Annotated in this window: 12 protein-coding genes; 4 read left to right on the forward strand and 8 right to left on the reverse strand. The window is 71.0% G+C overall.

Annotation, left to right across the window (positions count from 1 at the left end):
• Window positions 1-231: 231 nt before the first annotated feature.
• Window positions 232-3,018, forward strand: coding sequence for a penicillin acylase family protein (locus tag RKD20_RS35105; protein ID WP_424881219.1), 2,787 nt, complete (start codon window positions 232-234; stop codon window positions 3,016-3,018).
• A gap of 34 nt (window positions 3,019-3,052) precedes the next feature.
• Here the strand turns inward: RKD20_RS35105 and RKD20_RS35110 are convergent, their stop codons facing one another.
• Together RKD20_RS35110 and RKD20_RS35115 are read right to left on the reverse strand one after the other, a co-directional pair.
• A complete protein-coding gene (locus RKD20_RS35110; RefSeq protein WP_424881220.1) occupies window positions 3,053-4,366 on the reverse strand; it encodes a serine-threonine protein kinase in 1,314 nt (437 codons plus the stop codon).
• A 73-nt stretch (window positions 4,367-4,439) separates the two neighbouring features.
• Window positions 4,440-5,672 (reverse strand): exo-beta-N-acetylmuramidase NamZ family protein, encoded by a 1,233-nt coding sequence (locus RKD20_RS35115; RefSeq protein ID WP_424881221.1) that lies wholly within the window; start codon window positions 5,670-5,672, stop codon window positions 4,440-4,442.
• Window positions 5,673-5,862: 190 nt separating this feature from the next.
• Here RKD20_RS35115 and RKD20_RS35120 point away from each other — a divergent pair, with 190 nt between their 5' ends.
• From RKD20_RS35120 to RKD20_RS35130, 3 genes are read left to right on the forward strand one after another with little or no spacing between them, the layout of a single operon-like run.
• A complete protein-coding gene (locus RKD20_RS35120; protein ID WP_424881222.1) occupies window positions 5,863-6,624 on the forward strand; it encodes an SDR family oxidoreductase in 762 nt (253 codons plus the stop codon).
• Entirely contained in the window at window positions 6,621-8,288 is a 1,668-nt protein-coding gene (locus RKD20_RS35125) for a class I adenylate-forming enzyme family protein (protein WP_424881223.1), read from the forward strand. The genes RKD20_RS35120 and RKD20_RS35125 overlap by 4 nt, the downstream gene beginning before the upstream one ends.
• 26 nt (window positions 8,289-8,314) lie before the next feature.
• Window positions 8,315-8,908: a TetR/AcrR family transcriptional regulator gene (locus RKD20_RS35130; RefSeq protein WP_007380924.1), complete on the forward strand. Its 594-nt coding sequence runs from the start codon at window positions 8,315-8,317 to the stop codon at window positions 8,906-8,908.
• Between the two features lie 8 nt (window positions 8,909-8,916).
• Here the strand turns inward: RKD20_RS35130 and RKD20_RS35135 are convergent, their stop codons facing one another.
• The 6 genes from RKD20_RS35135 to RKD20_RS35160 all read right to left on the reverse strand — a co-directional run bounded on the left by RKD20_RS35135 (window position 8,917) and on the right by RKD20_RS35160 (window position 13,918).
• Entirely contained in the window at window positions 8,917-10,140 is a 1,224-nt protein-coding gene (locus RKD20_RS35135) for an acyl-CoA dehydrogenase family protein (RefSeq protein WP_424881224.1), read from the reverse strand.
• 5 nt (window positions 10,141-10,145) lie between these two features.
• The gene (locus tag RKD20_RS35140) at window positions 10,146-11,180 is read right to left on the reverse strand and encodes a phosphotransferase family protein (protein WP_424881225.1); all 1,035 of its coding nucleotides are present in this window, start codon (window positions 11,178-11,180) and stop codon (window positions 10,146-10,148) included.
• Window positions 11,181-11,367: 187 nt separating this feature from the next.
• On the reverse strand, window positions 11,368-11,664 hold the full coding sequence (locus tag RKD20_RS35145) for a hypothetical protein (protein WP_020117771.1): 297 nt from the start codon (window positions 11,662-11,664) through the stop codon (window positions 11,368-11,370).
• A 395-nt stretch (window positions 11,665-12,059) separates the two neighbouring features.
• A complete protein-coding gene (locus RKD20_RS35150; RefSeq protein WP_424881226.1) occupies window positions 12,060-12,383 on the reverse strand; it encodes a DUF202 domain-containing protein in 324 nt (107 codons plus the stop codon).
• Window positions 12,380-12,772: a YidH family protein gene (locus tag RKD20_RS35155; RefSeq protein WP_028807719.1), complete on the reverse strand. Its 393-nt coding sequence runs from the start codon at window positions 12,770-12,772 to the stop codon at window positions 12,380-12,382. Before RKD20_RS35155 ends, RKD20_RS35150 begins: the two co-directional genes overlap by 4 nt.
• Window positions 12,773-12,838: 66 nt before the next feature.
• Window positions 12,839-13,918 (reverse strand): endonuclease/exonuclease/phosphatase family protein, encoded by a 1,080-nt coding sequence (locus RKD20_RS35160; protein WP_424881227.1) that lies wholly within the window; start codon window positions 13,916-13,918, stop codon window positions 12,839-12,841.
• Window positions 13,919-14,056: the final 138 nt, after the last annotated feature.

Consider the following 14,056-nt stretch of genomic DNA (forward strand, 5'->3'; position numbering starts at 1 on the left):
CCCTGCACCTCCGTCACAACTACACCTGTACTTCGGTCACTTCGGCGGTCGCCGCACGGACTTCGCGCGGCGTTGCCGAATAGACGTATCGACAAGCGATTTGGCTCCATCCGATTTCCGATGCCCCCCATAAGCTCGAGAACCCCTGCCAAAACTTGACGCATGTTCATCTTCAATCCCGGGGATACCGGCGGTAACGTCCGGCCACACCCCCCGTCGGTTGGAGCTGCCATGCCACGGCGCACCTCACGCACCGCACTCGACAGACTGAGAACTCCCGGCAGACTCACCGGGTTCCTGAAGTCCGCATCCATATGCGTCCTGATTGCCGGTCTTTTGTCCCCGCTTGCGCAGACCGCCTCGGCGGCCGAGGCCGCGGCGCCGAACGACTACTGCGGCGGCCAGTGTTCCGACATCCTGCCGCCCGGCGAGAACGGCAACGCGACCCTCGCGCAGGTCCTCCTCAACCAGGCCTTCGGCACCCAGCCCGACCACGCCGAGGACCAGCTCGGCCCCTACGCCAACCTGGCCAAGGGGTACCCCGCACTCACCAACTCAACGATCAACACCTTCTTCAACGACGCGTCCTTCGGGGTCGCGTCCGACCAGGTCGCCTCCACCCTGAGCCCGGCCGGCCGCACCGATGTGACGATCGTCCGTGACAAGAAGACGGGTGTGCCGCACATCACCGGCACCACCAGATACGGCACGGAGTTCGGCGCGGGCTACGCGGCCGCCCAGGACCGACTGTGGCTGATGGACGTCTTCCGGCACGTGGGACGCGGCCAGCTGACCGCCTTCGCCGGCGGCGCTCCCTCCAACCAGGGCCTGGAGCAGCAGTTCTGGCGCAACGCGCCCTACAGCGAGGCCGACCTGCAGGCGCAGATCGACAACGCGGTCGCGGCCAACGGCGCCCGCGGGCAGCAGGCCCTCGCCGACGCCAACGCCTATCTCGCCGGCATCAACTCCTACATCGACGCCTCCGACAGCGGCCGCTACTTCCCCGGCGAGTACGTCCTGACCGGCCACAAGGACTCGATCACCAACGCCGGCACCATCGACCACTTCAAGATCACCGACCTGGTCGCGCTGGCCTCCGTCATCGGCTCCCTGTTCGGTTCCGGGGGCGGCGGCGAGGTCAACAACGCGATCTCGCTGATGGCCGCCCAGGAGCGGTACGGCGTGACGAAGGGCACCGAGGTCTGGGAGTCCTTCCGTGAGCGCAACGACCCCGAGGCCGTCCTCACCGTCCACAACGGCGAGAGCTTCCCGTACGCACCCAAGCCCGCGAGCGCGCAGGGCGAGGCGCTGCCCGACGCCGGTTCGGTGAGCACCGAGCCCCTGGTCTACGATCCGACGGGCACCGGCGCCGATCAGAGCGCCTCGGCGGCCTCCGCCACGGCGACCGCGAACGCCCTCACCTCGGCCAAGCGCGGCATGTCCAACGCCCTGGTCGTCAGCGGGAAGTACACCGCCAGCGGTCACCCGGTCGCCGTCTTCGGCCCGCAGACCGGCTACTTCGCCCCCCAGCTCCTCATGCTCCAGGAGATCCAGGGCCCCGGCATCAGCGCCCGCGGCGCCTCCTTCGCGGGCCTGAGCATGTACGTCGAACTCGGCCGCGGCCAGGACTACTCGTGGTCCGCCACGACCTCCGGCCAGGACATCATCGACACCTACGCCGTCGAACTGTGCCAGGACGACTACCACTACCTGTACCACGGCACCTGCACGGCCATGGAGAAGATCGAGCAGAAGAACTCCTGGGCCCCGACCACGGCCGACGGCACGGCCGCGGGGTCGTACACGATGAGGGTCTGGCGCACGAAGTACGGCCCCGTCGAGTACCGGGCGACCGCCGGCGGCAAGAAGGTCGCCTACACCACCCTGCGCTCCTCCTACCTGCACGAGGCCGACTCGATCATCGGCTTCCAGATGCTGAACGACCCGGACTACGTCAAGAGCCCGCAGACCTTCCAGAGCGCGGTGCAGCACATCAACTACACCTTCAACTGGTTCTACGCCGACTCCACGCACACCGCGTACTACAACAGCGGGAACAACCCGGTGCGCGCGTCCGGCGTCGACGCCGAGTTCCCGGTGTGGGCGCAGTCGGCGTACGAGTGGAAGAACTGGAACCCGGCGACCAACACCGCCGACTACACGCCGGCCTCCGCGCACCCCAACTCGATCGACCAGGACTACTACATCTCCTGGAACAACAAGCAGGCCAAGGACTACGCGACCGCGTCCTGGGGCGACGGTTCCGTGCACCGCGGCAACCTGCTTGAGGACCGGGTGAAGAAGCTGGTCGCCGCGGGCGGGGTCACCCGGGCCTCGCTGGTGAAGGCCATGGCGGACGCGTCCCTCGCCGACCTGCGCGCGGAGGACGTCCTCCCGGACCTGCTCAAGGTGATCAACAGCTCGACGGTCACCGACTCCACGGCCGCGGCCGCGGTGAGCAAGCTCCAGGCGTGGCTGACGGCCGGCGGCAAGCGCACCGAGACCTCGGCGGGTTCGAAGAAGTACGCCGACGCCGACGCGGTCCGCATCCTGGACGCGTGGTGGCCGCTGCTGGCGAAGGGCATCTTCGAACCGGGCCTCGGCGCGAGTCTGTACACCGCCATGCAGGCCAACCTGCCCGTCGACGAGTCCCCGTCGGCCGCGCACGGCCCCACCGGCGCCCACGCGGGCAGCTCCTTCCAGTACGGCTGGTGGAGCTACGTCGACAAGGACGTCCGCGCGGTGCTCGGTGAGAGCGTGCAGGGCCCGCTGGCGGACAAGTACTGCGGCGGCGGCAGCCTCAGCGCCTGCCGGGACACGCTCATCAGCACCCTGAAGACCGCGGCCGGCAAGACCGCGGCCCAGGTCTACCCCGGCGACACGCTGTGCTCGGCGGGCGACCAGTGGTGCGCCGACTCGATCGTGCAGCGCACCCTGGGAGGCATCAAGCACTACAACATCAGCTGGCAGAACCGTCCGACCTTCCAGCAGGTCGTGGAGTTCACCTCGCACCGGTAGAAGTACCGGCGGATGTACGGCTGTTGGCGGCGGGTCAGTGGATACGGCCCGCCGCCAGCACCAGCCGGGCCAGCTCGCGGTGGCAGATGTCGCTGTGCGCGCCCGCGGGTGGCCCGCCCCGTCTGACGACGGCGGCCGCGTCGACGTTCACGCAGCCCTTCACGGGCAGCTTCGTCAGGGCCTCGGCGAGCTTCACGGACGCCGTACCCGGCACGGCCTGCACCCCGTCGTGCCCCATCGCCCCCCACTTGGCGCCCAGCGTCCGGCCGATGTCGAAGGCCGTGACACCCTGGGCGTCACCCGCCATCCGCGAGGCCAGCGGATACAGGGTGCCGAGCGCCGAGTCATGGCTGGAGTAACAGCACACCAACGGCCCGTCGACGCGGTTCTGCTGGCCCTGGAGCACCCCTCCCGCCCGGGCGTCGTGCGGCAGCCGGGTCGCGAACGCGTAGTGGGAGAAGGCCCCTTGGAGCAGCGTGACGGACTTGACCGTCCGCACCCCCTGGGGCAGCCCGCGCAGGGCGAACGACACCAGCCGCGCGCCGAAGCTGTGTCCCACGAGGTGCACCCGCACCCCGGGCGCCGCCTGCGCGAGCTGCCCGACCACCCGGCCGAGTCCGCGCTCGCCGACCGTGCCCGCGCGCCGCTTCATCGCGTAGTAGGTCCCCTGCCGCAGCAGTTCGTGCGCCCCGTCCCACGGGTTGGGAATCGTGAACTCCTCTGCCCCGCCGGGCGATTCGAGATGGGTGAGCGCCTGAGCGAACTCCTCGCACACCGCCGCCGCCGACCCGGCCAAGATCTCCGGCTCGTCCTGCGGCACCCCCTCCGCCAGCGTGTCCGCCGCGAACAGCGCCTGCGGGCCCGGCGGCACGACCTCCACCAGCATCCGCACCAGGCGTCCGAACTCCTCCAACTCGGCTTCCGCGCGCGGCTGCTGGTCCAGCAACCGGGCCAGCCGGTCGATCACGGTGGCCCGGCCCGGGAAGGTCTCGAGCAGCGCGTGCCGGGTGTCCTTGTCGAGCACCGGACGCGGCGGCAGTTCGGCGGCCACCGCCCGCGGGAAGTCCGGGATCGGCTCGTCCGAGAACCGCATCGACGGCCATACGACCCCCACGTACCCGAGCCCCGCCATCGGCGCGAGCTCCGGGAACGGCTCGAAGAAGTGGCTGCAGAGCCGGGTCGCCGCCGAGCGGTCGCTGTTCCAGCCGTGCGAGAGGAAGACCAGGTCCCTGACCCCCCGGTCCGTCACCTCCGCGAGCAGCCGGTCCCGCCGGCCGGGGTCCGGATCCCCGTCCGCGTCGAACGTCAGCTCCCAGTACGGCGTCACACTCATCGCCGGATCCGCCATCACCGACCACCTCGTCCCCCGTAGTGGTGCGTATCGTCCTGCTACCGGGCGAAGTTGGCCATACTCGACGGCTTCATCCGTAGAGGAGGTAGTCCTTCCGAATCCGCCGGAAGGCGCTCAGCTCCTCCCGCCAGCCCGCCACGACCTCGTCGGTGCTCGCGCCGGCGTCGATCATCGTGCGGACCCGGGTGGAGCCGGTGAGTTTGTCGATCCAGTTGTCCGCGCGCCAACCGAACCCGGACCAGGCCTGCTTGGCGGTCACGAGCAGGGCGATGCCGGTGCGGACGGGGTCGTACGCGGGCCTGTCGTGGACGTGGATCTGGATGCCGCCGATCGTCTTCCCCTGGAACTTGGAGAACGTGGGGGCGAAGTAGGCCTCCCTGTAGTGCACGCCCGGAAGGCCGAGTTCGTTCGCGGCGGCGGCCCAGCGGCCGTCCAGGCCCTCGGCGCCGAGGAGTTCGAAGGGGCGGGTGGTGCCACGGCCCTCCGAGAGGTTCGTGCCCTCGAAGAGGCAGGTGCCCGAGTACACCAGGGCCGTGTCCGGGGTCGGCATGTTCGGGCTCGGCGGGACCCAGGGCAGGTCCCAGGCGTCGTAGAACTCCGAGCGCCTCCAGCCCGTCATCAGGACCGTGTCCAGGGGGACGGGGGTGGTGAGGAACTCGCCGTTGAACAGACGGGCCAGCTCCGCGACGGTCATGCCGTGCGCCTGGGAGATGGGCTGCCGGCCCACGAAGGTCGCGAACTCCCGGTGCAGGACCGGGCCTTGGGCCGCGCGGCCGCTGACCGGGTTCGGGCGGTCCAGGACGACGAAGCGCTTTCCGGCGAGCTGGGCCGCCTCCATGCAGTCGTGCAGGGTCCAGATGTACGTGTAGAAGCGTGCGCCGACGTCCTGGATGTCGAAGACGATCGTGTCCACGGCGGAGGCGGTGAAGATGTCGGCGAGGGCCTGGCCGCTCTTCAGGTACGTGTCGTAGACGGGCAGGCCGGTCGCGGGGTCGTCGTAGCGGCCCTCGGAGCCGCCCGCTTGCGCGGTGCCCCGGAAGCCGTGTTCGGGGCCGAAGACGGCCCCCAGGTTCACTCTTTCGTCGGCGTGCATCACGTCGACGATGTGGCGGACGTCTCGGGTGACGCCGGTGGGGTTGGTGACGATGCCGACGCGTTGGCCTTGGAGCTGTTCGTAGCCGGTCGCGGCGAGGTTCTCGAACCCGGTGCGTCTGCGGGCGTGGGCCGCTTGGGTGGGAGACGCGGAGGTGAGTGACGCCGTTGCCGTTGCTGCTGCCAGCAGGGTTCGTCTGGATAGGCGCATGAGGTGCACGGTAGGTGCTCCCGCCGGTTGTGGGGAGGCTGCGGGTAGTACGTGGCTTGGCGCGCCCACGCGGCGGAGCCGCTCATCGATACAGCCCCGCGCCCCTGGAGGGGCGCTCCGGTCACCCTTCCTTCCTACATACCGACCGGTTAGTCTGACCGGGCAGTCGAGCCGCAGTCGAAGGAGACCGATGGTGGGAGCCTTGCAGGATGCCGGAGTCGTGGTCACCGGGGCGGGAGGTGGCATCGGGGCTGCGCTGGCCCGGCGATTCGCCGCGGAAGGGGCCCGGGTAGTCGTCAATGACCTGGATGCCGGGCGGGCGAAGGCCGTCGCCGAGGAGATCGGCGGGATCGCCGTCGCCGGGGACGCGTCCTCGGTTGTTTCCGACGCGATCGACGCTCTCGGCGGGACCGTCGACGTCTACTGCGCCAACGCCGGTGTCGCCTTCGGAGGCGACCCGCTGGATGAGCAGGCCTGGGCCACCTCCTGGGACGTCAACGTCATGGCCCATGTACGGGCCGCCCACGCGCTGCTCCCCGGCTGGCTGGAGCGGGGGAGCGGACGGTTCGTGTCCACCGTCTCCGCGGCCGGGCTGCTGACCATGATCGGGGCCGCTCCCTACGCCGTCACCAAGCACGGGGCGTACGCCTTCGCCGAGTACCTGTCGCTGACGTACCGGCACCGGGGGATCAAGGTGCACGCGATCTGCCCGCAGGGAGTGCGGACCGACATGCTCGCGGCCACCGGGACCGCGGGGGACCTGGTGCTCAAGCCGACCGCCGTCGAACCGGAGGACGTGGCCGAGGCCCTGTTCCGGGGGATCGAGGAGGACCGGTTCCTGATCCTGCCGCATCCGGAGGTCGCCGAGTACTACCAGGCGCGGGCCGCCGGGCCCGACCGCTGGCTGGCCGGCATGAACCACCTCCAGCGCAAGTGGGAGGAGGCCCGATGAGCGAGTCCCGGTACGCGGCCAAGCCGTGGCTCGGCCTGCTCAGCGAGGCCCAGCGCGGTCCGATCGAGCCCGACGACTCATTGGTGCACGCCCTGCGGCGGGCCGTCGTGGAGGCCCCCGAGCGGCCCTTCCTCGCCTACTTCGACGGGCGGCTCGGCTACCGCGAGGTCGACGAGCTCAGCGACTCCGTCGCCGGGCACCTCGCCGCTCGCGGTCTGGAGCGCGGGGACCGGGTGGCGATCCTGCTCCAGAACTCGCCCCTGTTCGTGCTCGCGCTGCTCGGCGCCTGGAAGGCGGGCGCGGTCGTCGTGCCCGTCAACCCCATGTACAAGTCTGGGGAGGTCGGCCATGTCCTGCGGGACGGTGAGGTGGCCGCGCTGATCTGCTCCGACCGGGCCTGGGAGACATATCTGCGGGAGACGGCGGCCGGCTCGCCGGTGCGGATCGTGCTCACCGGGTGCGAGCTGGACTTCCAGACCCGCGGGGACGCGCGCGTGCTCACCTTCGAGCGGCTGCCGCGGGCCGAGGACGCCGACGACCTGGTCGAGGTCGCGCGGGCCGGGCACAAGGCGCCCGAAGGGCGGGACGTCACGCCCGGCGACATCGCGCTGATCAGCTACACCTCCGGCACCAGCGGCACACCCAAGGGCGCCACCAACACGCACGGCAACATCATGTACAACGCCGAGCGGCAGCGGACCGGGCTCGCGTTGCCCGAGGCGCCCGTGTACTACGCCCTGGCACCGCTGTTCCACATCACCGGCATGGTCTGCCAGCTCGGGGCGTGTCTGAACAGCGTGGGCACGCTCGTGCTGACGTACCGCTTCGAGGCGGGTGTGGTCCTGGAGGCCTTCGCCGAGCACCGGCCGCACTACACGGTCGGTCCGTCGACCGCGTTCATGGCGCTGGCCGCCCACCCGGACGTCACCCGCGAGCACTTCTCGTCGTTCGTCAACATCTCCTCGGGCGGGGCCCCGCTGCCGCCCGCCCTGGTGGAGAAGTTCCGGGCCGGGTTCGGACCGTACATCCGCAACGGCTACGGGCTGACCGAGTGCTCCGCGCCCTGCGCGTCGGTGCCGCCGGAGCGGGAGGCGCCCGTCGACCCGGTGTCCGGGACGCTCGCCGTCGGGCTGCCCGGGCCCGACACGGTCGTACGGATCGTCGACGAGAGCGGCGTCGAGGTGCCGTTCGGAGAGCAGGGCGAGATCGTCGTACGCGGGCCGCAGGTGGTGCCCGGGTACTGGCGCCGCCCGGACGCGACCGCCGAGACCTTCCCGGACGGCGAGCTGCGCACGGGTGACATCGGGTTCATGGATCCGCAGGGCTGGCTGTACGTCGTCGACCGCAAGAAGGACATGATCAACGCGTCCGGCTTCAAGGTGTGGCCGCGCGAGGTCGAGGACGTGCTGTACACGCATCCGGCGGTGCGCGAGGCGGCCGTCGTCGGGGTGCCCGACGGGTACCGCGGGGAGACCGTCAAGGCGTACATCAGCCTCCGTCCGGGTGTGGAAACCGACCCCGATGCACTCGCCGCGTACTGCAAGGAGAGACTGGCGGCCTACAAATACCCGCGGCAGGTGGAGATCCTGCCCGAGTTGCCGAAGACGGCCAGTGGGAAGATCCTCCGTCGGGAACTCCGTTCCCGACCGCACGACAACGATTGACCTCTCGAAAGGCAGGTGGCGGCACAGTGCCCAGGACGACGGACGGTGACGGTACGCCCGTCCCGCAGCGGCTGCTGGCCGCCGCCACCCGGCTCTTCGCCGAGCAGGGCTACGACCGCACCTCCGTGCAGGAGATCGTCGAGGCGGCCGGCGTCACCAAGGGGGCGCTGTACCACTACTTCGGCTCCAAGGACGACCTCCTGCACGAGGTGTACGCGCGCGTGCTGCGCGTCCAGCAGGAACGCCTGGACGCGCTCGCGAACGCCGACGAGCCGATCGAGAAGCGGCTGCGGGCCGCGGCCGCCGACGTCGTCGTCACCACGATCGAGAACCTCGACGACGCGATGATCTTCTTCCGCTCGATGCACCACCTGAGCCCGGAGAAGAACAAGCAGGTGCGGGCCGAACGGCGCAAGTACCACGAGCGCTTCCGCGCGCTCATCGAGGAGGGCCAGGAGGCGGGCGTCTTCTCGAAGGCGACCCCGGCCGACCTCGTCGTGGACTACCACTTCGGCTCCGTCCACCACCTGTCGACCTGGTACCGCCCCGACGGCCCGATGGGCCCGCAGGAGGTCGCCGACCATCTGGCCGACCTCCTCCTGCGAGCCCTGCGGCCGTAGCGCGCCGCCTAGAGGTACTTCTTCAGCTCCCGCCGCGCCAGCGAGCGCTGGTGCACCTCGTCCGGCCCGTCCGCGATCATCAGGGTGCGGGCGCCGGCGTACAGCTCGGCCAGGGGGAAGTCCTGGCTGAGACCGCCCGCGCCGTGCAGCTGGATCGCCCGGTCGATGATGTCCACCACCGCGCGGGGCGTGGCGATCTTGATGGACTGGATCTCGGTGTGGGCGCCCCGGTTGCCGACCGTGTCCATCAGCCAGGCCGTCTTCAGGACCAGCAGCCGCAGCTGCTCGACGGTCACGCGCGCGTCGGCGATCCAGTTGTGGACCACGCCCTGCTGGGCCAGCGCCTTGCCGAAGGCCGTGCGGGAGACTGCTCGCCTGCACATCAGCTCGATCGCCCGCTCGGCCATGCCGATCAGCCGCATGCAGTGGTGGATGCGGCCCGGGCCGAGGCGGGCCTGGGCGATGGCGAACCCGCCGCCCTCCTCGCCGATGAGGTTCGAGACCGGCACGCGCGCGTGGTCGAAGATCACCTCGGCGTGGCCGCCGTGGTAGTGGTCCTCGTAGCCGAACACCTGCATCGCCCGCTTGACGGTGACGCCCGGGGTGTCGCGGGGCACCAGGATCATGGACTGCTGGCGGCGGATGTCCTCGCCGTCCGGGTCGGTCTTGCCCATCACGATGAAGATCTTGCAGTCCGGGTTCATCGCCCCGGAGATGTACCACTTGCGGCCGGTGACGACGTACTCGTCCGTGCCTTCCGGGGACCGCTCGATGTACGTCGTGATGTTCGTGGCGTCCGAGGAGGCCACCTCCGGCTCGGTCATCGCGAACGCCGAGCGGATCTCACCGGCCAGCAACGGCTCCAGCCACTGCTTCTTCTGCTGCTCGTCGCCGAACTGGCTCAGGACCTCCATGTTGCCGGTGTCCGGCGCCGCGCAGTTCAGCGCGGTGGGCGCGAGCTGCGGGGAGCGGCCGGTGATCTCGGCGAGCGGGGCGTACTGGAGGTTGGTCAGCCCCGCGCCGTACGCGGGGTCCGGCAGGAAGAGGTTCCACAGCCCCTGCCTGCGTGCCTCGGCCTTCAACTCCTCCACCACGGCCGGGGTGTCCCACGGCGAGGCCAGTTGGGCGCGCTGCTCCTCCGCGACGGCCTCGGCGGGATAGACGTACTCGTCCATGAAGGCGAGCAGCTTGGCGCGCAGCTCCTCGGTGCGCGCGTCGAACGCGAAGTCCATGCGGATCAGCCTTCCTGGATGCCGTCGTGAAGCGTGGTCAGACCGTGCTGGATGAAGACCGGGACGAGGTCGCCGATGCGGTCGAAACCGCGGCCGACCGTCTGGCCCAGGGTGTAGCGGTAGTGGATGCCCTCCAGGATCACGGCGAGCTTGAACCAGGCGAACGCCGTGTACCAGGACACCGCCGAGACGTCCCGGCCCGAGCGCTCGGCGTACCGCGCGATGAGTTCGGCCGGATCCGGGTGGCCGGGGGCCTCGGCGGTCGTGGAGACCGGGGAGTCGGGCATGCCCAGCGGCAGGCTGTACATCACCAGCAGGCCCAGGTCGGTGAGCGGGTCGCCGAGGGTGGACATCTCCCAGTCGAGGATCGCCTTGATGCGGCCGTCGTCGCCCATCAGGACGTTGTCGAGCCGGTAGTCGCCGTGCACGACGGTGGCGGCCGGGGACTGCGGCAGGTGGCGGCCGAGGGCCGCGTGCAGCTCGTCGATACCGGCCAGGTCGCGGTTGCGGGAGGCGTCCAGTTGCTTGCCCCAGCGGCGCAGCTGGCGGTCCAGGAAGCCCTCCGGACGCCCGAAGTCCGTGAGCCCGACCTCCGCGGGGTCCACCGCGTGCAGCTCGACGAGCGTGTCGACCAGGGACAGCACGGCGTCGCGGGTGCGCTCGGGGCCCAGAGGGGCGAGCTGGTCGGCGGTGCGGTACGGGGTGCCCTCGACGAAGCCCATGACGTAGAAAGGCGATCCGAGCACCTTCTCGTCCTCGCACAGCAGGACGGGGCGCGGTACCGGCACGTCCGTGGGATACAGGGCGCTGATGACCCGGTGCTCGCGCTTCATGTCGTGCGCGGTGGCCAGGACATGGCCGAGCGGGGGCCGTCGTACGACCCACTTCGTGGTGCCGTCCGACACCGCGTACGTCAGGTTCGACCGTCCGCCCTCGATCAGCCGGCCGGTCAGGGGGCCCTGCACCAGGCCGGGCCGCTCCAGGTCGAGCAGACCGCGCAGCCGGTCGAGATCGAGGCCTGGCGGATGGTCGGGACTCATCGGGGCTCCTTACGCGCGCGTGAACGGGTAAGGACCATCATGCCGACTGGTCGGTATGTCGTCCAGGGGGAACGGTGAACGTGATCCGGCCCACGATAGGCCGACAGCTCCCCGCGCGGATGCGGCGGGGAGCTGTCAGCGGTGCCTGTCGGTTGTGTGCTGTGCTTCCTTGGCGGTTCTCGCCGGGTCAGTGGTCGTCCCAGTGGCCCTCGTGGGCGGCGTGGCGGTGGCCGTCGTGGAGGTAGTCGACGTGATCGCCGTGCAGCACGCTCTCGTGTCCGCAGTCCTGGCCGTGCCGGTGGTCGTGCTCCTCGTGGGACACGTGCCCGCCCGGCTCGCACTCGTCCCAGTGCCCCTCGTGCTCGCGGTGCAGGTGCCCGTCGTGCGCGTAGTCGACGTGGTCCTCGTGCGGCACCTCGGTGTGTCCGCAGTCCGAGCCGTGCGTGTGCGAGTGGGAGGCGTGCTCGTGGTGGAGGGTGGTCATGGTGCTCACCTTCGAAGCGACGGGCGATGACGTCGGACAGGCTGCCACGGGTGGGGTGCATATCGGGCGATTCGGTGCGCGTGGCGCGGGTGTGCCCGGTGGGGGTGGGGGCTGGGACTGAGGGTGGGCGGGTGGTGGGGGGTGCGGCGCGTGCGCAGGTGGGGGCGCGGGTGACGGGGCGCAGCGGGTCCACGGTGGCCGGAGTGCCAGCCCTCAAGCTCGCCCATGCGGGCCGGCCGGCACATGGCCGTGCGGTACGCGGTGACCGCCTCCCCCGCCGTCCGGTGGGCCTTTGCGCGGTCGCGTCGCCGGGGCGGCGTGGCTCACTCCCCGGTCCCGCGGGCCCGGGGTCGACCGCGCCGGATGCCATGGCGTCCACGGCGCCCCGGCCCCGTTCAGAACACCAGTGCGGCCCCGCACACCGCCACCGCCACCGTGCACAGCACTGCCGTCGTGGCGGTCCGCGGGGTCAGGGTCGGCGGGGTGCCGGACGAGGACAGGGTGCGGATGCGGCGGTGGGCGAGGTAGAGGAAGGCGAGCCACAGCGCGCAGCACAGGGCACACGCGACGAGGGCGCCCGGGGACGGGCCGCCGTGCAGGGCCGTTTTCACGGCGAGTACGGCGGAGACGGTGCCCGAGAGGGTCGTACGGCGCCAGGCGAGGCGGGTGCGTTCGGGCTGGAGCCCCGGGTCGCGGTCCGCGGCGGCGCCCTCGCTCATCCCTCCCACCCGACCAGCACCACGAAGACCATGGCCACGGCCACCACCGCGACCACCACACTCAGCAACGCCGGGAACCGCGACACCGGCAGATCCTCGCCCCGCCGCATCGCCCGCTCGCACCGCACCCAGTGATTGACCGCCCGCAACGAGCACAGCACGCCCGCCGCGAGCAGCGCGAGGGCCAGCCCGACCCGCCACCCCCAGCGCAGATCCGGCAGGAACTGGTCCACGGCGAAGCCGCCGCCGATGAGCGCGAGCGCGGTCCGCAGCCAGGCCAGGAAGGTGCGCTCGTTGGCCAGCGAGAACCGGTAGTCGGGGGTACGGCCCTCCTGCCGGACCTCCTCGGGGGCGAACCAGACGCGGACGTTCCGTGCAAAATCGATCACGCGCACGAGCCTATCGGCCCTGCCGTCAAAGGGCGTTGCCGGTGCTCATCGGTCCTCCCGGGGCGTTCACCAACTGATCCTCGCCGCCACCGGCAGATGGTCGCTCCCGGTGGCCGGAAGGACCCAGGAGCTCTCCGGCCGCACCCCCCTGACCAGGATCTGGTCGATCCGCGCCAGCGGGAACCCGGCCGGCCAGGTGAAGCCGAAGCCGTCCCCGGCCGCGTCCTGGGCCGAGGCCATCCGCGCGCCCAGTGCGGTGAACGCGCGGTCGTCCAGGGTGCCGTTCAGGTCGCCGAGCAGCACCACCCGCTCGTTCCGCTCGGCGGCGACGGCCCGGCCGATCGCCTGTACGCCCCGGTCCCGCTGGGCCGTACCGAAGCCGTCCCCGGGCGTCACCCGCACGGACGCCAGGTGGGCCGCGTAGACCACCAGCGGCCCCCGGTCCGTGGTCACGGTGGTGCGCAGCGCCCGCGTCGCGGTCGTGTCGACCGGCTTGGTGCCGGCCAGCGGCCCGTAGTCCATGTCGATGTCGACCCGCCGGGTGTCCGACAGCGGCAGCCTGCTCCACAGCCCGACCGTGCCCCGCACGGCGTGGAACGGGTACGTCGCCGCCAGTTCCCTCTCGTAGGTGCCCGTGGCCTCGGGGGTGATCTCCTCCAGCGCCAGCACGTCCGCGCCGGAGGCGACCAGGTCGCGGGCGGTGGCCGTCGGGTCGGGGTTGTCGGCGCCGACGTTGTGGCTGACCAGGGTCAGGTCACCGCCGGTGTGGGACCTGTCGCCGAGCAGCCCTCCGAAGAGGTTCAGCCACACCACGACCGGCAGCAGCAGCGCGACCACCGCGGAGGCGGAGCGGCGCAGCAGCGCCCCGGCCAGCAGCACCGGGACGAACAGGCCGAACCACGGCAGGAACGTCTCCACCAGACTGCCGAGCTGCCCGATCCGGTTCGGGACGCTCCCGTGCAGCAGCATCAGCAGGCCGAGCAGCAGCGCCGACGCGGTGAGCAGCGGGCCGCGCCTCCAGGGCTCGGGGCGGGCGATGACCAGGACGGCCCGGCGGACACCGGCCCCGGCATGCCGGGTCCCCGAGCCGGTGTCCTGGCGGTGCTCGCCGTCCTGTCCGCTCTCCGCCGTGTCCACCTGTGTCATCGTCGTCCGTCCTTGCTCACTGCTGGTCACTGCTGCGTCCTCGGGTCCCGGGCGGGGGGTGGTGCGCGGGCAGCCGTCGTCGACCGTCACGCCGTCCGGGGTTCCGCGTCATGCCATAAGCCAAGGCGACGCGATGTT

This window comes from Streptomyces sp. SLBN-8D4 (assembly GCF_049739545.1).
Classification (GTDB): Bacteria; Actinomycetota; Actinomycetes; order Streptomycetales; family Streptomycetaceae; genus Streptomyces; species Streptomyces canus_C.